The organism is Enterobacter sp. DTU_2021_1002640_1_SI_PRY_ASU_LCPMC_013, from assembly GCF_032389435.1.
Lineage (GTDB): Bacteria > Pseudomonadota > Gammaproteobacteria > Enterobacterales > Enterobacteriaceae > Enterobacter > Enterobacter hormaechei_C.
The window spans coordinates 924,646-945,781 of sequence record NZ_CP135594.1 but is presented as its reverse complement, the minus strand read 5'-3'; the positions used below and the strand labels follow the sequence as shown (position 1 = coordinate 945,781).

At 51.8% G+C, this 21,136-nt stretch carries 22 protein-coding genes and 1 tRNA gene; 5 read left to right on the top strand and 18 right to left on the bottom strand.

Features of this window, described 5'->3' with window-relative positions; translation table 11 throughout:
- Positions 1-61: 61 nt before the first annotated feature.
- The 5 genes from RS584_RS04510 to RS584_RS04490 are packed head-to-tail and all read right to left on the bottom strand — an operon-like array spanning position 62 to position 3,762.
- Entirely contained in the window at positions 62-2,395 is a 2,334-nt protein-coding gene (locus RS584_RS04510) for a primase-helicase zinc-binding domain-containing protein (protein WP_315749002.1), read from the bottom strand.
- Between the two features lie 14 nt (positions 2,396-2,409).
- Positions 2,410-2,730 (bottom strand): DUF5375 domain-containing protein, encoded by a 321-nt coding sequence (locus RS584_RS04505; RefSeq protein WP_315749001.1) that lies wholly within the window; start codon positions 2,728-2,730, stop codon positions 2,410-2,412.
- Positions 2,727-2,954, bottom strand: a complete 228-nt coding sequence (locus tag RS584_RS04500; protein WP_017692848.1) for a hypothetical protein — start codon at positions 2,952-2,954, stop codon at positions 2,727-2,729. The genes RS584_RS04505 and RS584_RS04500 overlap by 4 nt, the downstream gene beginning before the upstream one ends.
- Entirely contained in the window at positions 2,951-3,499 is a 549-nt protein-coding gene (locus tag RS584_RS04495; RefSeq protein WP_315749000.1) for a host cell division inhibitor Icd-like protein, read from the bottom strand. Before RS584_RS04495 ends, RS584_RS04500 begins: the two co-directional genes overlap by 4 nt.
- On the bottom strand, positions 3,496-3,762 hold the full coding sequence (locus tag RS584_RS04490; RefSeq protein ID WP_045344418.1) for a helix-turn-helix transcriptional regulator: 267 nt from the start codon (positions 3,760-3,762) through the stop codon (positions 3,496-3,498). Before RS584_RS04490 ends, RS584_RS04495 begins: the two co-directional genes overlap by 4 nt.
- Positions 3,763-4,322: 560 nt before the next feature.
- On the opposite strand from RS584_RS04490, the gene RS584_RS04485 reads away from it, so the two are divergent.
- From RS584_RS04485 to RS584_RS04475, 3 genes are read left to right on the top strand one after another with little or no spacing between them, the layout of a single operon-like run.
- Entirely contained in the window at positions 4,323-5,066 is a 744-nt protein-coding gene (locus tag RS584_RS04485) for a capsid protein (protein WP_315748999.1), read from the top strand.
- Positions 5,067-5,068: 2 nt separating this feature from the next.
- The gene (locus RS584_RS04480) at positions 5,069-5,287 is read left to right on the top strand and encodes an ogr/Delta-like zinc finger family protein (protein WP_015570058.1); all 219 of its coding nucleotides are present in this window, start codon (positions 5,069-5,071) and stop codon (positions 5,285-5,287) included.
- Between the two features lie 28 nt (positions 5,288-5,315).
- Positions 5,316-5,879 (top strand): phage polarity suppression protein, encoded by a 564-nt coding sequence (locus tag RS584_RS04475; RefSeq protein ID WP_315748998.1) that lies wholly within the window; start codon positions 5,316-5,318, stop codon positions 5,877-5,879.
- Positions 5,880-6,513: 634 nt separating this feature from the next.
- On the opposite strand, the gene RS584_RS04470 is transcribed toward RS584_RS04475, so the two are convergent.
- From RS584_RS04470 to proB, 6 genes are all read right to left on the bottom strand, one after another.
- The gene (locus tag RS584_RS04470; RefSeq protein WP_315748997.1) at positions 6,514-7,161 is read right to left on the bottom strand and encodes an HNH endonuclease domain-containing protein; all 648 of its coding nucleotides are present in this window, start codon (positions 7,159-7,161) and stop codon (positions 6,514-6,516) included.
- Complete coding sequence (locus RS584_RS04465) at positions 7,154-8,488, bottom strand: ATP-binding protein (protein WP_315748996.1); 1,335 nt, start codon at positions 8,486-8,488, stop codon at positions 7,154-7,156. Before RS584_RS04465 ends, RS584_RS04470 begins: the two co-directional genes overlap by 8 nt.
- Positions 8,485-9,660: a tyrosine-type recombinase/integrase gene (locus RS584_RS04460; protein WP_315748995.1), complete on the bottom strand. Its 1,176-nt coding sequence runs from the start codon at positions 9,658-9,660 to the stop codon at positions 8,485-8,487. The genes RS584_RS04465 and RS584_RS04460 overlap by 4 nt, the downstream gene beginning before the upstream one ends.
- 163 nt (positions 9,661-9,823) lie before the next feature.
- Positions 9,824-9,899 (bottom strand) — tRNA-Thr (locus tag RS584_RS04455).
- 111 nt (positions 9,900-10,010) lie between these two features.
- Positions 10,011-11,264: a glutamate-5-semialdehyde dehydrogenase gene (gene proA / locus RS584_RS04450; RefSeq protein WP_193042639.1), complete on the bottom strand. Its 1,254-nt coding sequence runs from the start codon at positions 11,262-11,264 to the stop codon at positions 10,011-10,013.
- Positions 11,265-11,275: 11 nt separating this feature from the next.
- A complete protein-coding gene (proB, locus tag RS584_RS04445) occupies positions 11,276-12,379 on the bottom strand; it encodes a glutamate 5-kinase (protein ID WP_015571369.1) in 1,104 nt (367 codons plus the stop codon).
- 305 nt (positions 12,380-12,684) lie between these two features.
- Between proB and phoE the strand changes: the two genes are divergently transcribed.
- On the top strand, positions 12,685-13,737 hold the full coding sequence (phoE, locus tag RS584_RS04440; RefSeq protein ID WP_017383128.1) for a phosphoporin PhoE: 1,053 nt from the start codon (positions 12,685-12,687) through the stop codon (positions 13,735-13,737).
- Positions 13,738-13,896: 159 nt separating this feature from the next.
- On the opposite strand, the gene crl is transcribed toward phoE, so the two are convergent.
- From crl to gpt, 3 genes are all read right to left on the bottom strand, one after another.
- On the bottom strand, positions 13,897-14,298 hold the full coding sequence (gene crl, locus RS584_RS04435) for a sigma factor-binding protein Crl (protein ID WP_006809999.1): 402 nt from the start codon (positions 14,296-14,298) through the stop codon (positions 13,897-13,899).
- A gap of 56 nt (positions 14,299-14,354) precedes the next feature.
- The gene (frsA, locus tag RS584_RS04430) at positions 14,355-15,599 is read right to left on the bottom strand and encodes an esterase FrsA (RefSeq protein ID WP_017694464.1); all 1,245 of its coding nucleotides are present in this window, start codon (positions 15,597-15,599) and stop codon (positions 14,355-14,357) included.
- A 104-nt stretch (positions 15,600-15,703) separates the two neighbouring features.
- Positions 15,704-16,162, bottom strand: a complete 459-nt coding sequence (gpt, locus tag RS584_RS04425; RefSeq protein WP_003863205.1) for a xanthine phosphoribosyltransferase — start codon at positions 16,160-16,162, stop codon at positions 15,704-15,706.
- A 258-nt stretch (positions 16,163-16,420) separates the two neighbouring features.
- Between gpt and pepD the strand changes: the two genes are divergently transcribed.
- Positions 16,421-17,878 (top strand): cytosol nonspecific dipeptidase, encoded by a 1,458-nt coding sequence (gene pepD, locus RS584_RS04420; protein ID WP_032652656.1) that lies wholly within the window; start codon positions 16,421-16,423, stop codon positions 17,876-17,878.
- A gap of 55 nt (positions 17,879-17,933) precedes the next feature.
- Here pepD and dinB read toward each other — a convergent pair whose 3' ends face one another.
- The 4 genes from dinB to nqrE all read right to left on the bottom strand — a co-directional run bounded on the left by dinB (position 17,934) and on the right by nqrE (position 21,133).
- Positions 17,934-18,992, bottom strand: a complete 1,059-nt coding sequence (gene dinB, locus RS584_RS04415; RefSeq protein WP_023295965.1) for a DNA polymerase IV — start codon at positions 18,990-18,992, stop codon at positions 17,934-17,936.
- A 107-nt stretch (positions 18,993-19,099) separates the two neighbouring features.
- Positions 19,100-19,300 (bottom strand): (Na+)-NQR maturation NqrM, encoded by a 201-nt coding sequence (gene nqrM / locus RS584_RS04410; protein WP_003863212.1) that lies wholly within the window; start codon positions 19,298-19,300, stop codon positions 19,100-19,102.
- Between the two features lie 2 nt (positions 19,301-19,302).
- Positions 19,303-20,526, bottom strand: a complete 1,224-nt coding sequence (gene nqrF / locus RS584_RS04405; protein WP_315748993.1) for an NADH:ubiquinone reductase (Na(+)-transporting) subunit F — start codon at positions 20,524-20,526, stop codon at positions 19,303-19,305.
- Positions 20,527-20,536: 10 nt separating this feature from the next.
- Positions 20,537-21,133, bottom strand: a complete 597-nt coding sequence (gene nqrE / locus RS584_RS04400; protein ID WP_003863217.1) for an NADH:ubiquinone reductase (Na(+)-transporting) subunit E — start codon at positions 21,131-21,133, stop codon at positions 20,537-20,539.
- Positions 21,134-21,136 lie beyond the last annotated feature (3 nt).

The following is a 21,136-nucleotide window of genomic DNA, read 5'->3' as shown; positions in this document are numbered from 1 at the left end:
CTCGTAAATCGTTATGTTGGTAGTTAAAGTAACAGACCGGCTATAGCCGGTCTGAGTCAGGTTATGTCGCTGCGGGTTCATCACATTTCGGCAGCCAGTCGCCGTAGCTTTCCTCTTTCAGCGACAGGTTGGTCTGTATCCCCTGCTTTGTGTGCCGCTTTTCATAATTCAGGCCGTACTCTTTCAGCATCATGGGCAGCCCCAGCCCGAACATTTTCAGGCTGAGCACGTTCCTGTATCCGTTAGCCTCCATATAGGCCAGATACGCGTGATAAAGATATTTACGGTAATTACGCGGGATAATGCTGGCATTACCCATAAACATTCCACTGGTCTGCGGCAGCATTTCCAGATAGCCACAAAAATCAAACGTCGGGTCAGCATCACGCTTGATGCTGAGCGCCTCGTCGGAGTTCTGCTGCGACTGGAGCAGTGCGCGGGCGGTCATCGGGTCGCTGAATTTCTGCATAAGCTGGCGCACAATCACGGCCAGCTCGCGCGCAATTTTATCCCTGAGCTGCGGGTCGCGTTCCTCCGGCGCAATCTGCTCCGGAAAGTGAATAATCACCCGGCGACGTGACACGCCGCCGCTGCGGTCGGTGAAGCGCATCGGGTTGTTGTTCACGGCCAGAATCACCGCCGGAATATGTGTTGAGTACGGGTTCTGATATTTCGGGTCAACCGAGACCGCATCGCCGCCGGTGATGGCCTTGAGTCCTGCGCCGTCACCGCTCCATTTTTCCTGGTCTGGCAGACGGATAAGCGAGAAGCCAATCAGGGAGGCACGCTTGCGCGGGTCTTCCAGTGTGTCGATATCGGCTGACGTGGCGTTATCTTCCCCGGCGAGCAGGGTCGCGATTTCAGCCAGAATACTTTTACCGCTCCCGCCGGGACCGGTGACTTCGAGAAAGAGCTGCCAGTCGTAACGATTCGCCAGTACCATAAACAGCGCAGCTAGAATCACGTCGCGTTTTTGGGGACTTTTACCGGCTGCACGGTCGAGCCAGCGCCAGAAGTTCGGCGCGTGAGTCTCCAGCGTTTCCCCGTCCACCGGTGGGGTGAAATCCACGTCGCACAGCGTGCGCAGCCAGTGCGATTTATGGTGCGGGCTGAATACGCCGCTCTGGGTATCGAGTACCCCGTTGCGAAAGCCAATCAGACGGCGCGCCGGTGTATCCTGCTGCGGAATAATCAGTTTCAGGGTCTCCACCACCGAGGCAATTTTCCCGGACGAGAACGGGGCGCGCAGGCGCTGGAATAAGTCAGCCACATTCCGTGAAAAAGTGGCGGCAGGGATATTTTTCCAGATGCCGTTTTCATAGCGGGACAGGAGCTGTCCGTTCGCATCCACCGCCAGCGCTTCGCCGTAATGCTCATGCACCCGCAGAGCCTTGTCGCTGGCGCTCATGGCGGTAAATTCCGCCTCGCTCATGGTAGTGAAAGGACTGTCAGCCGGTGGCCGGATGGCGTCATAAATCGCTTTCCGCGTCGCCTCCTCGCCTTTCTGAACGAACGCATCGTTCCAGTCACCGAACACCGGCGGCAGGGCAACAATACCCTCACAGGCGGCTGCGGCCGCAGCGGCTTTGCTCTGGCCGTCGCCGTTAAGGTCACGGTCGGCGGCGAGAACAATCTGACAGGCCGGGTGTTTTTGTCGGGCAAGGCTCGCCAGAGAAAGGAGGTTCACGGAGGACAGCGCCACCATGACGGTTTCCCCAGTCAGGTGATGCACGGTGAGTGCGGTCGCATAACCCTCTGCAATCCACAGGCGTTTTCCGGCCTGTTTTTTCCCTTCGATGACATGACATGCCCTTTTGACCTGACCGCCTTTCAGGGTGCGTTTGAGACCGTCAGCATTGATAAGCTGAAGGTTAACCGGTGCGCCGGTATCGTCATACAGCGGGACAACCACATCACCGGCGCGGAACGTCACGCCGCCGGTTTTATGCATCGACGTCAGTACCGGACATTCCCGGTCGGGGAAGCCCTTGCGGGTCAGGTAGGCGTTGCCGCTGGCAGGTCGGGTTTTCTCCATGAGCCTGACGGCCAGTGCGGCCGCAGCCTTGCGGTCAGCCTCCGTTTCAGCCTCTGCGGCCGCAATCACTTCCGGGGCAACCGGCGGCATGTTGCCGGTCACGGCGTTCACCTTTCCGGCGGCCTCGGAGGCCGACACGCCAAATACCTTCTCAACCAGCTTAAGCCCGTCACCTGCGCCGCACTGGTTGCAGAACCACGTCCCGCGTCCCTCTTTATCGTCAAAGCGGAAACGGTCAGAGCCGCCGCACATCGGGCAGGCCTGATGCCGGTTTTTAATCACCTTCACACCCAGCGCCGGGAGAATACGCGACCAGTGGCCGCAGGCATGTTTTACCGTTTCCGTTACGTTCATTTTCATCGTTATTTTCTCCCTCAGTGCAGTACCGTTGCGGTGATATGACGGGCGCAAAGCTCATCCATCACGGCCAGCCCGAGAAAGGACAGTGACGGCGCGGATTTGAGTGGTCCGGCTTCCATTAAATCTTCCAGTAGTGCACAGGCAATCTGGCGGCCTTTTTCCTCGCCGTGCTGGCGCAGGTAGAAGCCCTCCAGCTCGTCGGCAATGGCGCTTTCCAGCGTGTCGAGGGTGAGGTGCGGGTAGCGGCGCTGGCGTTCGCATACCGTCAGCCATGCACAGGCGACAGCGCGGCGATATAGCGCGGCGCGTAATACGGGCGGTAATGGCTTTTTCATACGTTGCCCTCCCCGGTCAGCCAGCGCTGATTGCAGCGCTCTACCACGCCGTCGAGCTGGGCGGTCATAAGGTAAATCACGGAGGTGAGTTGCGACTGCTGCGCAGGGTCACGACGAACGGTGGCGCAGTCCTGCACCTGCATCAGCTCATTGACGAGCTGGCCGACGTTGCGCATATGCTCCAGACATTCGAGGTCACGGGCGGTAATGGTGGTGTGTCTCATGCACGCACCTCCGCAACCGGCAGGCGGCCAGCGAACGACAGAACGTAGTCGCGAACGAGGGACAGGCGTGCGGCGTGCTCATCACCGGCAACGGTGCGGAGCATACAGATACGGGGTTTACGGTCTGCGCGACGAACGGCGGCAAACACAAAAACAAACTGCGGGTGTGACGGGGTGAGGGTCGTAGCCATAAGGGCAACCTCCATTGAGTAGCGGTTAACGCTACCACCGGAGTTCTCACGCTCGGGTGGTAGCCCAGACGGGGGTGAGAAACCGGCCTCAATGGGTACCGGCCAGCCCGAAGACTGCCCCGCCTGAGCCACCATTACGCAGATACAGCAACGGCTTAAGAACCGATGCGTAAACAACAGGTGCACAAAGGCATAGACACAAAAAAAGACGCATGGCGCGTCCGGTGTCGCCACTGAGTAACTCGGGTTCTCACGCCCGGCTGCCGATTTTGCGACAGCGGGAAAACTATACCTGGAAACGGCGACAGGAAGCAAGCCAGAAAAAGGGGCTGTTTGCTGAACGGTCATCATCATGCGTCATAGCCCCGGTTGCGTTCGGCAATGCGATCTGCCATCCATGCAGTGATTTCAGACTGCGCCCACGCCACGTTTTTACCGCCCAGACTGATTTGTTTCGGGAAGGCTTCCCGGCTGATGAGGTCGTAAATCGTCGACCGGGACAGGCCACACAGATGCATCACTTCGGGCAGGCGGATAAAGCGCTCCTGAACGGCATCAGAAACCGGCATCAGTGGCGCGGCAGGGGCAGAAGACGGGGAAGAAAAAGCGGTTTGCATCGGGCTACCTCATAATGTCCATACAGTGCCGGTCGTGTCCGTCCGGCCTCGGGTAGCTCTCTATTTTGTGAATATTTTCCCTCAGGGCAACAAGTCATTTTGCAGGACTTCACCACACAACAGACTGTTTTTTATACAGCGACAATCTCTGACAATGTTCTGGTATATCGTGGGTATCCTTTGGCACATTCTGGCATATCCATACATAATCAAAAGTGGTTAATAGCGTATTTTTTATTGATAAAAAATATATACACCTCCAGGAGAGTTCAGAAGATAGGTGAACAGTGGTGAACAGTGGTGAACAGACGGTGAACAGTCAGACCCTCAACTGTTCACCCTTTATCTTACTGTATTACTTATATTTTTATTTAAGGTGAACAGTAGTGAACAGTTATATGTAAAAAAACAAACGATGAGTAAGGTTTTGCTGAGACCTGTCTCTGGCCAGCCGGGTTTTGAGTGATGTTTGTGCCAGAACTGCCACAACTGCAATGAATCGAGATGTTGTGTGATGAAGGGCAGAATCATTTCAGGTTGAATAAACGGAGAGCCTGAACATGAAACCCGAAACAGTCATTACCGCCCTGCAAAATGTTGCCGCCAGGCAGTACGCAGAGAACAGCCAGCACATCACTAATAAGCTGAGCGCATTTACTGCGGCCAGAGACACCCACGCGGCCAGCATGCAGGTACTGAAAGAGATTGATACGTCCATTCAACGCTGTAAGCAGGAGCGGCAGACCGCTCTCGATGAGAGCACTGAGGCGGAGCAGGACTGGCGCAGCCGCTTTCGCACCCTGCGCGGCAGTCTTACCCCTGAAATGAAAGCTGAGCACAGCAGGCGTATCGCCAGCCGCGAGCTGGCCGACGAGTTCACCAGCCTGATTGCCGAGCTGGAGGCCGACCGGACGCGCGCCATGCTGACTGCCTGCTCCACCGGCAATAAATACCTTTCAGCGCATGAAGATGCCTTTACCGCTTATGCCGGTGCGGAATGGGCTCAGGCTGTCAATGCGGTTCCTGTCACCCTCATCCGCGCTTTCCTGCTGCGCATTCGTGCCCTCGAAATGAAGGGAGAAAGCGCCCCGCAGTCCGTGGCCACTGGCGAGCTGCGCGATGCGCTGAGCCGTCAGGGCAGCCTGTATCACTTCGATATGACGCAGGAGCCGGTGTTGTCCGTGACGGGCATGCACCGGCCGCAGATTACTGACGTTGATACGGAGCTGTTACGCAGCCCTGCGAAGAGAATGATGCTTGCCAGAAAGCTGGCTGAAAATGGCGAGACAGAAGCGGAGGGGTAAGCATGTTTCACTGCCCGTTCTGCAAAACCAGCGCGCATTCCCGCACCAGTCGCTATCTGTCCGATAACGTCAAACAGCGCTATCACCAGTGCATGAACATCGAGTGCTCGGCCACGTTCCGCACGCTTGAATCCATCGACGGGGTTATTCGTTCACCGGTAACAGAGCCGGTCATCCCTGTACCCGCACCGGCGGCCACCGTTAACCGTGCCGGTGCGTAAGCACGGCCAGTCATCAGGAGAAACATACGTGACCACACTGACGCTACAGAAAGCCTTTGAGACCTGTCAGGCAAACAAAACCGCCTGGCTGCAACGCAGGGAAGAACTGACGCAGGCCGAACAGGCATACCGCGAACAGCTTGCCGGCAGCGGCCACAGCGGCCGGAGCCTGCAAACGCTGCGTGAGATTATCGACGTGAAAAAATGGGAAATTAATCAGGCTGCCGGTCGCTACATCCGCTCACATGAGGAGGTGCAGCGCATCAGCATCCGCGACCGATTAAATGATTTTATGCAGGTGCACGGCGCGGAGCTGGCCGCCGCCCTTGCCCCTGAACTGATGAATTATTCCGGGCAACATTCCGCCGTTCAGCGCTGCGCTATGCAGCACTCACTCGATTATCTGCGCGAGGCGCTACAGCTCTGGCTGTCCGCCGGTGAAAAAATCAATTATTCGGCGCAGGATAATGACATTTTAACGACCATCGGATTCAGGCCTGACGCGGCTTCGCGCGATGATAATCGTGAAAAATTCACGCCTGCACAGAACCTGAATTACACCCGCCGCCGTGCAGAACTGGCCGTGCAGTAGTCCGCTTAAAAATCCCCAAAAATCCCTCCATTTTTACGTATAAAAGCCATGCATGCATAGGTGCATGGTTTTGCATGCGTTTTAACGACACTGAATTCCCCGCCAGCGCCAGCACTGGCGCGCCCTGAGGCCGGTCATGCACCTGCATTAAAAGCGCCCCCTTAAGCGGGCAGGCGTGGCGGGGAGAGCATTGCGCGCCAAGACAGTGATTAATCATTTTTAATTTATACTATTCGAATATTTATAGAACCACTTACATAGAGATAAAGCGTAAACTTTCGGTTAAATATTAACATCTGATTGTGGTCCATAAACGGTATGACATTGAGTAATTAAGCTGTGCATACAGAATGCGAGACATTACTAGTTTTAGACTCAATTCCTTGACATATAATCACTGCAAAAAAAATAGAATATAAAAAACCTTCTTTAAAAAACCTATAAAAAACAAACATCCTATGTACATGTAAAATAACTCCAGAATAAAATAATAGCATACTATCACTCTGGTTATTCCAATAACCTCGAATAATTGCACATTACGCACTACATTGACTTCTTGAAATATTAACAAACGCCTCACATCTAAAAATAAAAATCATATCCTTTTTTACATGAGAGGCGTAACCATAAACTATCGCAAGGCTGCTTTTATTTGCAACAAAAGTTCAGCCCGCCTAATAATACTCTGAGTGCTGAGATACTCTTCCATCAAACCGGTCAAGTCAGTTTCGGTTATATATTCATCACCAACTTCAAATTCATGAAAAAATCTGTTTAGCTTACAGATGCTTATGGTATTCGCACCTTTCATTGATTTGTCAATATATGCCCTGCCAAACCTGATAATGTGCTCATCCCATGAATCAAAATGGGGATGTACTATTTTAAAGACAGTACCTGTCGTTGGGTATCTTACACGTCGAGAGCTTTTTCTAGTTACATCAGGAACTTCATTAATCACTTCCTGAGCGCGTTTAATCTCATTACAATCAGCACATATTACACATAGATTTCTAGAAGTGAACATAAAATCTAACTTTAAGGATTTTGGTATTATATGTTCAACAGTACAGTTTAGAGCAGAGCGTAATGAAATATCATTTTTACAAAATGCACACGTACCGCGTTGTTCACCACGATAAAAATCCCTAATTCTTGCTCTAAGATTAGATAGCAAACCCTCCCCCCAAGACAAATGTGTATAATTACCTCGCTTGACCTCATCGATAGCCAAAAGATCATCCCTGGTAAAAACATAAAGGTTTTCAATATCAGCCATAATAATCGAAAACCTCCTCCAACACTTTAATCAACTCGTAGACAGGATCCTCTGATGCTATATTTTCCTTAAAACTTTTTAACCTTTCCAACAAAGCAGTATCTTCTACATCGAAAGATTTATTCTTTTTAACTTTTGAAAATAAGTTGATTGCTAACTTCGTTATATATTCATTTCTATACCCAGGAGCATCGAACACTTCTGCTAGTTGATAATCAGCTGATCTAAATGAATTATCGACAGAAGAAGTTAGCTCATCATTCTCAAGAGAGAGAATGTATCCATTATCAGACTTTAAACCTGATACTATTTGCGGAGAGTGTGTCGCAATTAAAAAATGACAACCAACATAGTCAGAAAATGTATTTTGTAGTAAATCTATAAATTCTAGCTGCCATTTCGGGTGAAGACTTATCTCTGGCTCATCAATGCAAATTAGAGAGCCATTTGAGATGGAACTCGCTATCCCCATCATCATCAAAATCATACATTGCTGACCAGAACTAGATTGGAAAAGGCTTATTTTGTTTTTTTCAGTCTTCCCAAAGACCCTAATATCTTTAACTTGCAAAATATTTAAATCAATAAGAACCAACAAATTTTCAATCTCAGATTCAAACATATCGCTTTCTGAATATAAGTTGAGCCTGAAATAGAAGTTTTTACCAAGATAATGATATTGGGTATAATCGATGTATTTAGAAACATTTGATATAAAATCTTCAAGATGAGTTAAATTATTCTTTTCTTTATAATTATTAAGTTTTTCAATGAACAATGGATCTTTAAATCTGTTTCTCTCTACGTAATCGTTATAGAATTCTACATAGTTGCCGCTTTTTAACTTGCCGAGATTGACATTTAAAGAGAAACTAATATCCATCATTGGAGCGAATCCTAAATATGAAAATAGTCTCCCTAATCTTTTTAAGATGCCATGATTAATACTCATGCCATAAAAAATTGAGGCGATACCTTTAGTCAGAATCGCGTGTGGTGAATTACTAGTTGTTTTTAAACCATAATAAAAATAATTATTCTTAAAGTTGCTATTTTTTGCAGCATGCACATATAAAGGAAACTTATCAAATCGCCCAGTTGAAACTGCAATAACTTTCTTTGGACTAGTAATTGAACCTGATGCTAAGAGTGCACTGTCATCTTTAGAGAATATAAAAGAATTAACTACCTTACTAAGTAGACGGCTCTTACCGCTTGAATTTTTACCAGTGATAATCGTATATGTGTTTTGTTCACTTACATTACCTTTGCTTAAGGTAAACACACGACTATCACTAGTCACTTTTTCAATTTGGAATTTCATCATTCACCACTTTTAAAAATAAAATCACTATACCATGAAAGCATGACTCTTCTATTTGATATATATTGAGCATGGTTGTAAGTACCTCTGATATTGTTTTTGTCCACATGAGCTAGTTGCATTTCAATCCATATACTTTCATAACCACGCTCATGCAAAATTGTAGACAATGTATGTCTGAAACCATGTCCAGTTAGCTTCCCACCGTATCCAATACGTTTGATAAGATGATTTATGCTTGCTTCACTCATAGGTTTGTTCGGATCGTTACGTCCCGGAAAAACATAAAGATAGTTTCCTGTCATTATCTTGAGTTCATTGAGTAAATCTAACGCCTGAGTTGACAATGGCACAAGATGCGCCCTACGCATTTTCATCCTTTCGGCAGGAATTTCCCAAAGAGCGTTATCTAGATCAAATTCTGACCATAATGCTGCACGCAATTCGATGGTTCTTACACCTGTGATCATCAGTAATTTAGTAGCAATTTGGACAAGCCGACTCCCTGTATAACTGTCTAAAGCACGCAGAAAATCAGTTATCTCGTCAGCTTTTAGAAAAGGGTAGTGATTGGATTGATGTACTTCGAGAGCACTGGATAGATCCGCAGCAGGATTAAACTCAGCCCTTCCTGTAGCGATCGCGTAACGAAAAACCTCTGAGCAACGCTGTCGCACTTTGCGCATCTTCTCTAACGCTCCGCGCTTTTCAATTTTACGCAGCACATTAAGCAGTTCTAGCGGTTTTATTTCGCCAATGGGTCTTTCCCCTACATATGGGAAAATATCATTCTGAAATGCTTCCATGATGTCTGACGCATATCCTGCCGACCATTTGGTAGACTTCATCTGATGCCATTCTGTGGCTATCTTTTCAAACGCATTTTCGGATTCCGTTTGCAAAGCAATCTTCTGCTCTTTTCGAACCTCACTCGGATTCTTTCCTTCGGCGACCAGCTTTCGGGCATCCTCACGACGGGAACGCGCATCGGCAAGTGTGATTGTTGGATAAACACCAAGCGAGATCATTTTGGGTTTACCGGCAAAACGATAACGGAACCGCCAGCTCTTGCTTCCATTAGGCTCTATAAGCAATGACAGCCCTTGCCCATCTCCAAGTGTATAGGCTTTAGCTTCAGGCTTAGCGCGGCGAATCTGCATATCGTTTAAAGGCATGTGTATAGGAATCCAAGACCGAACATGAACATATACACAATCCTATACACATTCCGTATCGGATTCTACTGGATGGTTACGGACAGTGACGGACTAAAATTCGATAAAATCTATATAAATCATGGTAGTTATGGATGGATACGGACGTTTGAGGAAGTTGAGATGGTGCCGATAATAGGAGTCGAACCTACGACCTTCGCATTACGAATGCGCTGCTCTACCAACTGAGCTATATCGGCCCTGAAAGGCCGGTTACGAGCGTAACCACGGGGCAAAAGAGTAGATCTAACCGGGTGATGCGTCAATGCCCTTTTGAATCAAACGGCTATTTTTGCATCACCCGCGATTATTTACCCACGAATCGTATCATCACCGTAGCCGATCCACTTGTAGGTGGTCAGTGCTTCCAGCCCCATCGGACCGCGGGCGTGCAGCTTCTGAGTGCTCACAGCCACCTCCGCGCCCAGACCAAACTGGCCGCCATCGGTGAAGCGCGTCGAGGCATTCACATAAACCGCAGACGAATCCACTTCATTCACAAACCGATCGGCATTGCGCAGGGTGCGTGTCAGGATCGCGTCAGAATGCTGGGTTCCGTGTTCACGAATGTGCGCAATAGCGTCATCGAGATCCGCAACCACCTTCACGTTCAAATCCAGCGACAAATACTCATCGTCGTACTGCTCCGCGTTAACCGGAACGACCTTCGCCGGACCGTCTTTCAGCAGGGCGAGAGCGCTCTCGTCCGCATGCAGTGTGACGCCACTTTCCGCCATCTGCTTGCTCAGCGCTGGCAGGAAGGTACTGGCGATGCCCTGATGCACCAGCAGCGTTTCCACCGTATTACAGGTGCTTGGACGCTGGGTTTTAGCGTTGACGATAATCTTCAGCGCCGGTTCGATCTCCGCGGTGTCATCCACTACGATATGGCATACGCCAATACCGCCGGTGATCACCGGAATGGTAGATTGCTCACGGCACAACTTGTGCAAGCCCGCGCCGCCGCGTGGGATGAGCATGTCGATGTATTTGTCCATGCGCAGCATCTCGTTGACCAGCGCACGGTCGGGGCTTTCAATCGCCTGCACGGCACCCGCCGGTAAACCACACTCCTCCAGCGCCTGCTGAATGACGTTTACCGTCGCGGCGTTGGTGCGCCAGGTCTCCTTCCCGCCACGCAGGATCGCGGCATTACCGGTCTTCAGGCACAGGGAGGCGACATCCACCGTCACGTTTGGACGCGCTTCGTAAATCACCCCAATGACGCCAAGCGGCACGCGGCGACGCTCAAGGCGTAATCCGCTGTCGAGCACCCCACCGTCAATCACCTGCCCTACCGGGTCGGCGAGGTTGCACACCTGACGGACGTCGTCGGCAATACCTTTCAGACGCGCCGGGGTCAGCGCCAGACGATCGAGCATCGCTTCACTCAAGCCGTTGCGACGCGCTTCCAGCAGATCCTGCTCGTTGGCGAGCAAAATTTCCTGCGACTGAGATTCCAGATAATCAGCGATTTTTTCCAGCACGCGATTTTTCTCGCGGCTGGAAAGGAGCGCCAGTTTATAAGAGGCGGCTTTCGCGGCTGCGCCCATTTGTTCCAGCATGTTCTGGCTCCTTAACGAATAATCATGTCGTCACGATGCACGGCAACCGGGCCATATTCATAGCCCAGGATGGCGTCGATCTGCTGGGAATGGTGACCAGCAATCCGACGCAGCGCGTCGCTGTTATAACGACTTACGCCATGAGCGATGTCGCGACCTTCAAGGTTACGGATTCGGATCACTTCACCACGCGAGAAGTTGCCTGTCACGCTTTTAATTCCTTTTGGAAGTAACGAGCTTCCTCTTTCCAGAATAGCGGCGGTCGCGCCTTCATCCACGGTCAGTTCGCCAGCCGGGGGCGCACCAAAGATCCAGCGTTTTCGGTTTTCCAGCGGGGACGCCTGGGCGTGGAAGCGAGTGCCCACAGAGATGCCTTCCATCACATCACCGATCACGCCCGGACGGCTGCCCGCGGCGATGATGGTGTCGATACCGGCCCGGCACGCCACGTCCGCGGCCTGGAGCTTGGTGCCCATGCCGCCTGTCCCCAGACCAGAAACGCTGTCACCCGCAATGGCACGCAGCGCATCGTCAATGCCGTGAACGTCTTTGATCAGTTCAGCCTGTGGATTAGAGCGCGGGTCAGCGGTAAACAGCCCCTGCTGATCGGTCAGAAGCAGCAGCTTATCGGCCCCTGCCAGGATCGCCGCCAGCGCAGAGAGGTTATCGTTGTCGCCTACTTTGATTTCAGCGGTGGCAACAGCGTCGTTTTCGTTAATGACCGGAACGATATGGTTATCCAGCAGCGCACGCAGCGTATCGCGGGCGTTCAGGAAACGTTCTCTGTCTTCCATATCCGCACGCGTCAGCAGCATCTGCCCGACGTGAATGCCGTAGATGGAGAACAGTTGTTCCCAGAGCTGTATGAGTCGGCTTTGTCCCACGGCGGCCAGCAGCTGTTTGGAGGCGATCGTCGCGGGGAGTTCGGGGTAGCCCAGGTGTTCACGCCCGGCGGCAATCGCCCCGGAAGTCACAATCACAATACGATGCCCTGCGGCATGCAACTGAGCGCACTGACGTACAAGCTCAACGATATGGGCACGATTCAGGCGGCGCGATCCGCCTGTTAACACACTGGTACCGAGTTTTACCACCAGCGTCTGGCTGTCACTCATGATTCTCTGCCGTTCAACAATAAGGGAAAATGATGTCAGTCAGACGTTTTAACAGGTGTCAGCTCCGTTGCCAACTGCCTTAGCGCATGACCCGTCACTTTGTTGCGCGGGATCAGGAAGCGTAGCGGCAGATTTTGACAATTTTATTACCGAAAAATTAAAACATACTTTTTTAGACATATTCTTACTTTGTCATAAAACTTTCACCCACGAACGATAAAACCCTTCCTGTTTTTCACGGGGTAATAAGTCGAATCTTATTGCTCAGCGAATATTAGCGCGTTTTTATAAAATCAGGATTGAAAATGAAAAAGAGCACTCTGGCATTAGTGGTAATGGGCGTAGTTGCTTCCGCATCTGTTCAGGCAGCAGAAGTTTATAATAAAAACGGGAATAAACTGGACGTGTACGGCAAAGTAAAAGCAATGCACTACATCAGTGATGATGACGCTAAGGATGGTGACCAGACTTACGTTCGTTTCGGCTTTAAGGGTGAAACGCAGATTAACGATCAGCTGACGGGCTACGGACGTTGGGAAGCTGAGTTCGCAGGTAACAAAGCTGAGAGCGACTCTTCTCAAAAAACACGTCTGGCATTTGCCGGGCTGAAACTGAAAGACTTCGGCTCACTGGATTACGGCCGTAACCTGGGCGCGCTGTATGACGTCGCCGCATACACCGATATGTTCCCGGAGTTCGGCGGTGACGGCCTGGCACAGACCGATAACTTCATGACGAAACGCGCCTCCGGTCTGGCCACATACCGTAATACCGATTTCTTTGGCCTGGTTGACGGCCTGAATATGACCCTGCAATACCAGGGCAAAAATGAAAACCGCGACGTGAAGAAGCAAAACGGTGACGGCTTCGGTACCTCCCTGAGCTATGACTTCGGCGGCAGCGATTTTTCTGTGATTGGTGCGTATGCCAGCTCCGATCGCACTAACGATCAAAACCTTCAGGCACGCGGCGAAGGTAAAAAAGCAGAAGGCTGGGCAACCGGTTTGAAATATGATGCCAACGATATTTATCTGGCCACTATCTATTCCGAAACCCGCAATATGGCCCCTATTTCCGGTGGCTTTGCAAATAAAGCACAAAACTTCGAAGTGGTCGCGCAATATCAATTTGACTTTGGTCTGCGTCCATCTCTGGGTTACGTGCAGTCTAAAGGCAAAGATATCGAAGGTATCGGCGATGAAGATATCGTGAAATACATCGACGTAGGTGCGACATATTATTTCAACAAAAATATGTCTGCGTTTGTTGATTATAAGATCAACCAGATCGATGACGATAATAAACTGGGCGTAAGCAGCGATGATATCGTTGCGCTGGGCATGACCTACCAGTTCTGATGTTGTGGTAATAAAAAACCGGCGCTGAGCCGGTTTTTTTGTCGGGAATTAATGCGGTCTGGTGCCCTCACCCCGGCCCTCTCCCACAGGGAGAGGGAGAAGAGCATCAGTTTTTGTAGGCCGGGTAAGGCGTAGCCGCCACCCGGCGCTGTGACATCATCAGGCTCTCAGTTTCACCGCTTCGCTGGAAAAATCGTCCGCAGGCTCCAGCTTCAGATCCAGCGTTGCCAGCAGATCACGAGCTTTGCCGTGAAATTCTTTTAGCGTATGCTCCAGACGATCGATCACTTCCTGATCTTTGATGCTCGTCGCCTGCCAGTGCCCGTCTTTATTAAACAGGCCAAACTGATAGCTATAGGTAAAACGGTTTTCCTGTGCTTCCATTTCCATCCACCAGCCCCAGAACTCACGTTTTTCGGGTGCAGGCTTCACGTTGACGCATACAGCCAGGCAGTCGAAAAAAAAGCGATTCTCTTCACACTGCTCTTCTCGAATATACGGGCCAAGAGCCATGAACTTCTTAATCAGTCTACTTTTCGGGTGTCCACTCGGTAACGTCATTGCGATCTCCTTTTGTGAAGCACTGTTTTACCAAACCAACGAAATTTAGCAAACTATTAACACAATCTCTGCGTGATCCAGCGTGTGATCTCTTTCAGCGCTTTGTCAAAATTCTGGTACACCGGGCTGAAGGGTACCTCCAGCAATTTACCATCAGAAGATGACGACGTGATTAAGCGTGACTCCTCTTCCGGGCTAAACGGATCGTTCTTCCAGAAACCGGACATCATCGGGGTTGGGCAGCGGCGGCCGAGTAGGCCCTGCGTTTTTAATGAATAACGATTAAGTTCAATGCGCAACGCTTCGTCTGAAGCATCATGCATGCCAAGTCGGCTCGCCAGCACGTCCAGATACATCTCAGGAACGCTACCCTGACGCGCAGGATCGCTTAACAGAGCATGCACCACCGGGCCAAGACAGGCGACGGCCTTCAGGCGTGAAGATTCAAGGTAGGCAAGCCGTACCGCGACGTTAGCGCCAAAGCGGAAGCCAAACGCGCCAACCCGGGTGTGATCAACCCAGGGGATATTCTCCAGCGCTTTTAAAGCATGCTGATGCAGCAGGCTGGAGTCTTGCGTAAGTTTCCATTTGGATGAAAAACCAATGGAAGGCATATCAAGCGTCAGCATGGCGATTCCGTTTGGGGCAAAGTAGCGCTCATACAGGCTGTAATAGTCAATTTGTAACGAGTCCAGTCCACCGCACATCAGAACCGTCGGGAACGGCCCTTCCCCCTCCGGCATATGCAAGAATCCGGTCACCGGGCTGCCACCGGGAATGGCGAACTCAATTTCACGCATCCGGCCAGGCAACCGCTGCGCGGCCTCTTCATAAGCCCGGTTTGCCAGCGCCTGCGCCTGTTCTGCCAGTTCGTCGCCTTTAAGATGCGGATATGCAGCGATGCTGTACAGATTTGCCGCATGCAGCCAGTGCTTGCCGCTGAGAGTGGCATCTTCTTCCTGGCTCGCTTTTTGCTGCCAGAGCATGGCCTGCTTTGACCATTCGTAGATCCAGTTTCCACCACGGTAGCCCACCACCGTATCGTAGAGATCGCCGTCGGTACGCTCGGACTCACTCATCACGATACGCGCCTGCACGTCGAGGATTTCACGCGGATCGATGCCGCGCCAGATCCACATCAGACGGTTAATCATTCGATACCAGTGGGGCACGTTTTTACCGTCTAACGCTGACTGAACGGCAGGCATTGTCCCCGGATTAAACCGACGCACCAGCGTCGACGTTTCAGGGTGCTTGAAACGGGGTTTGAAGAGAGTTTCGGTAAGATTCGCCTGCGTCATTGCGTTGCCTCCATGGATACGTCATATGAAGACCATTGTAACGCGTGGCAGGGTAAAAAGAACAACGCCCGGCATAACCGGGCGTGTAAAGTTACGTACTGAAATTAACGGCCAGAGATAGGCGGTACGAAGACCACGCCCATATCCCATGGCTGTTCAATCCAGGTATCCTGCGGGATATCAATGACGTAATCATCAACCAGTGGGCGACCCGCTGGTTTCGCGAAGATCGTGACGAAGTGCGCTTTTGGATACATTTCGCGGATAGCCACCGCGGTACCGCCGGTGTCCACCAGATCGTCGATAACGATAAAGCCTTCACCGTCGCCTTCCGCGCGTTTCAGCACTTTCAGTTCGCGCTGGTTGTCGTGATCGTAGCTGGAGATACATACGGTATCGACATGACGAATACCCAGCTCACGTGCCAGCAGCGCCCCCGGTACCAGACCGCCACGGCTGACGGCAATAATGCCTTTCCACTGTTCGGAAGGCATCAGACGCGCAGCCAGTTTGCGTGCGTGAATCTGCAACATGTCCCAGGTGACGACGTATTTTTCGCTCATGTGAAGTGTCCCAGCCTGTTTATATACGGCTTAAAAAAATGAGGGTGAACCAGGTTGCGCGAGATTATAGAGATCTGACGCACTAAAAACCAGTGTTACGCGCCATGAGCCTGAGTTTTTACATGCTTAATGCTACCAGCCACGGGAGAAAGTGGTATTCTCAGTTGCATCTCGCAAGCCTGACTTGTGGTAACGATTAACCTGCTAACCCTGTGACCTGCAACATTGTTTTGCAGCGCAACGACAAGGAGACCTATCGTGTCTGAACTGTCTCAATTATCTCCACAACCACTGTGGGATATTTTTGCCAAAATCTGCTCCATTCCGCACCCTTCCTATCACGAAGAACAGCTTGCCGAACATATTATGGGTTGGGCAAAGGAAAAAGGTCTGCACGCTGAGCGCGACCAGGTTGGCAATATTCTTATCCGCAAACCTGCCACCGCAGGTATGGAAAACCGTAAGCCAGTGGTATTGCAGGCGCACCTGGATATGGTTCCGCAGAAAAACAACGACACCGTTCACGACTTCACAAAAGACCCGATTCAGCCGTACATCGACGGTGAGTGGGTGAAGGCGCGCGGCACGACCCTGGGCGCAGATAACGGCATTGGTATGGCTTCCGCGCTGGCCGTGCTGGCTGACGACAGCGTTGAACACGGTCCGCTGGAAGTGCTGCTGACCATGACTGAAGAAGCGGGCATGGATGGCGCGTTCGGTCTTCAGGCAAATTGGCTGCAAGCGGACATTCTGATCAACACTGACTCCGAAGAAGAAGGTGAGATCTACATGGGCTGCGCGGGCGGGATCGATTTTATCTCTACCCTGCCGCTGTCCCGCGAAGCGATCCCTGCCGGATTCGAGACCTTTAAGCTGACGCTGAAAGGGCTGAAAGGCGGTCACTCTGGCGGTGATATTCACCTGGGCCTGGGCAACGCCAACAAACTGCTGGCGCGTTTCCTGGCGGGCCATGCCGCTGAACTGGATCTGCGTCTGGTGGACTTCAACGGCGGTACTCTGCGTAACGCGATCCCTCGCGAAGCCTTCGCTACCGTGGCGGTGCCTGCGTCGAAAGCGGACGAACTGAAAAAACTCTCCAGCGTGTATCTGGAGATCCTGAAAAACGAACTGTCTGCAAAAGAGAAAAACCTGACGGTGGTGCTGGAGTCCGTTACGACGGATAAAGCCGCGCTGACCGCACAGTCTCGTGACACGTTCGTCCAGCTGCTGAACGCAACGCCAAACGGCGTTATTCGCAACTCTGACGTGGCGAAAGGCGTGGTGGAAACCTCCCTGAACGTGGGCGTGGTGACCATGGGTGACGACAGCGCAGAGATCATCTGCCTGATCCGTTCCCTGATCGACAGCGGTAAAGAGTACGTTGTAAGCATGCTGGAATCTCTTGGTACCCTGGCGGGCGCGAAAACGTCTGCAAAAGGCAGCTACCCGGGCTGGCAGCCGGATGCAAGTTCTCCGGTCATGGCACTGGTGCGTGAAACTTATCAGCGACTGTTCAACAGCACCCCGAACATTCAGGTTATTCATGCGGGTCTGGAGTGTGGTCTGTTCAAGAAACCGTATCCGGATATGGACATGGTCTCCATCGGGCCAACCATCACCGGGCCACACTCCCCGGATGAGCAGGTTCACATTGAAAGCGTCGGTCACTACTGGACGCTGCTGACTGAGCTGCTGAAAGCAATTCCTGTTAAGTAATTAGCCGTTTGATGCCCGGTGGCGCTACGCTTGCCGGGCCTACGATTAGCGTAATCTACAGTCCCAACACCAGTTGACGCTCCAGCTGCGGATCCAGCAAGGTGACGTGCAGCCCCACCAGCCTCACCCCTCGTCCGCCTCGTCGTTCTTCCCACGCCTTTTTCGCCGTCGCGATAAGATCCTCTTTGTTGAGGCGTGGCCAGACGTGCTCCTGCGTCGTCTGCTGAAAATCGTTAAATTTCAGTTTGATGCCCTGTCGGGCAATAAGCAGATCCGGTTTGACCTTCAGTAAGCGTCGTTCAAGCTCAGGATAAAGCTGTTCCGTAATAATGGTTTCACACTCGGTCCAGTCATGGATATCTTCGCTCAGCGTGCGTTCAACGCCGACCGATTTACGCAGCCGTTCGTTGTTCACATCCCGGTCATCAATGCCCTGACTGCGTTCCCACAGTACGCGGCCAAACTTGCCAAAACGCTTAAGCAGCAGCGCCAGATCGCTGCGCTGAACATCTTCGCAGGTGCGTAGCCCCATACTTTCCAGCTTCGCGGCGGAGACTTTGCCCACGCCGGGGATTTTGCTGAGCGGCAGCGTCTTTAAAAACGCCGGAACCTCTTCCGGAGTGATGACGTACTGGCCGTTGGGCTTATTTAAATCGGAGGCGATTTTGGCGAGAAATTTTACCGGCGCGACGCCTGCCGATGCCGTCAGGTTCAGCTCATTAAAAATAGTCTGGCGGATCTCCTGCGCCATGAGGGTGGCGGAGCCGTGGCAGTGCACGCTGTGGGTGACATCCAGATAGGCTTCATCCAGCGATAACGGTTCAATCAGTGAGGTGTAGCGGGAGAAGATCTCCCGAATGTGGCTCGATGCTTCTTTATAGGCATCAAAACGTCCGGGCAAAAGAGTGAGATGCGGGCACAGTTTCAGCGCCATCGCTGTCGGCATGGCGCTGCGTACACCGTATTTGCGAGCAGGATAGTTGGCGGTGCTGATGACACCGCGCTGAACCCGGCTGCCGCCAATGGCGATCGGAATATCCCGCAGCGCCGGGTTGTCACGCATCTCCACTGCGGCAAAAAAGCAGTCCATATCGACATGGATTATTTTGCGCATAGTAAGCCCTCACTTATTACTGGATAAGTATACAGTAAACAAATGAGGGTTGAGAAGTGCGCGCAGGAATTGTCGGGTGGCGGCGTTGCCTTACCCGACCTGGAAGACTAAATAATGCGTTGCTGCTCGCGAGCCATCCGCTTTTTCCGCGCATCGCACGGTTCCGGACAATCGCACACTTTTTCCATTCCGATGGAAGAGATGCCTCCGCAACTGCCCTGAATGCTTTTACGCTTGATGATCCAGCCTAAGGACATGCCGAAGATCACCAGCACAAACACCGCAAAGGTCGCCAGAAAAGTCAGCATAATCAGCCTCCGAAATCATCAAGCATGATGTTCTCATCTTCCACGCCAAGATCTTTTAGCATCTTAATCACGGCGGCGTTCATCATTGGTGGACCACACATATAGAACTCGCAGTCTTCCGGTGCCGGGTGCTGTTTGAGGTAATTTTCATACAGCACGTTGTGGATGAAGCCCGTATAGCCTGTCCAGTTATCTTCCGGCTGCGGATCGGATAGCGCCACATGGAAGGTAAAGTTAGGGTTATCACGCGCCAGTTGTTCAAACTCATCGTCATAGAACATTTCGCGCAGTGAACGCGCCCCGTACCAGAAGCTGATCTTACGCTTGCTGCCAAGTCGTTTGAGCTGGTCAAAAATATGCGAACGCATCGGCGCCATACCCGCACCGCCGCCGATAAAGACCATCTCCGCGTCAGTATCTTTGGCAAAGAATTCGCCGAACGGGCCGGAAATCGTCACTTTGTCGCCAGGCTTGAGGGACCAGATATACGACGACATGATGCCAGGAGGGGCATCAGGCACATTCGGTGGCGGCGTGGCGATACGCACGTTGAGCATAATAATGCCCTTCTCTTCCGGATAGTTAGCCATGGAATAGGCGCGAAGCGCGGGCTCTTTTACCTCAGAAACAAAGCGGAAGAGGTTAAATTTATCCCAGTCTGCCCGGTACTCCTCGGGCACGTCGATGTCAGCATACGCGACGGTGTGTGCCGGACATTCAATCTGGATATACCCACCCGCACGGAACGGGACGCTCTCCCCTTCAGGGACACGCAGCTTGAGCTCTTTGATGAACGTGGCTTTGTTATCGTTAGAGATAACTTCGCACTCCCATTTTTTCACGCCGAAGATCTCCTCCGGCAGCTCAATCTTCATGTTCTGGCGCACAGCGACCTGGCACGCCAGACGGCATCCTTCTTTCGCTTCACGCTTCGTGATATGCGACAGTTCCGTTGGCAGAATATCACCGCCGCCCTCTTTGACCGTCACACGGCACTGGCCACAGGAGCCACCGCCGCCACAGGCAGACGAGACAAAAATCCCGTTGCCGGAGAGCGTGTTAAGCAGCTTATCCCCTGCTGGGGTACGGATCTGATTCTGCGGATCGTCATTGATATCAATGATCACATCCCCGGAATTGACCAGCTTCGCACGCGCCGCCAGGATCAGCCCTGACAGCACCAGTACTATCAGCGTGAACATCACCACGCCAAGAATAATTTCCATCTGTTAGCCCTTATAGCTGCACACCGGAGAAGGACATAAAGCCCAACGCCATCAGGCCGGTGGTGATAAAGGTGATCCCTAAGCCACGAAGCCCCGCAGGTACGTTGGCATATTTCATTTTTTCACGGATCCCCGCCATGGTGACAATCGCCAGCATCCAGCCGATACCGGAACCGAAGCCATACACAACCGATTCACTGAAGTTGTAATCGCGCTGAACCATAAACGAGACGCCACCGAAGATGGCGCAGTTCACGGCGATCAGCGGCAGGAAGATCCCCAGCGCGTTGTACAGCGACGGGAAGTATTTATCGAGGATCATCTCCAGGATCTGAACAAGCGCCGCAATCACTCCGATAAAGGTGATGAAGTTCAGGAAGCTAAGATCAACCCCCTCCACCAGCGCGCCATCGCGCAGCACGAAGTTGAATACCAGGTTGTTAATCGGAACGGAAAGCCCCAGCACAACGGTGACCGCCACGCCCAGACCAAATGCCGTCGATACCTTTTTAGAAACGGCAAGGAACGTACACATGCCCAGGAAGAAAGCGAGCGCCATGTTTTCAACAAACACCGCGCGCACAAATAAACTCAGGTAATGAGCCATTGT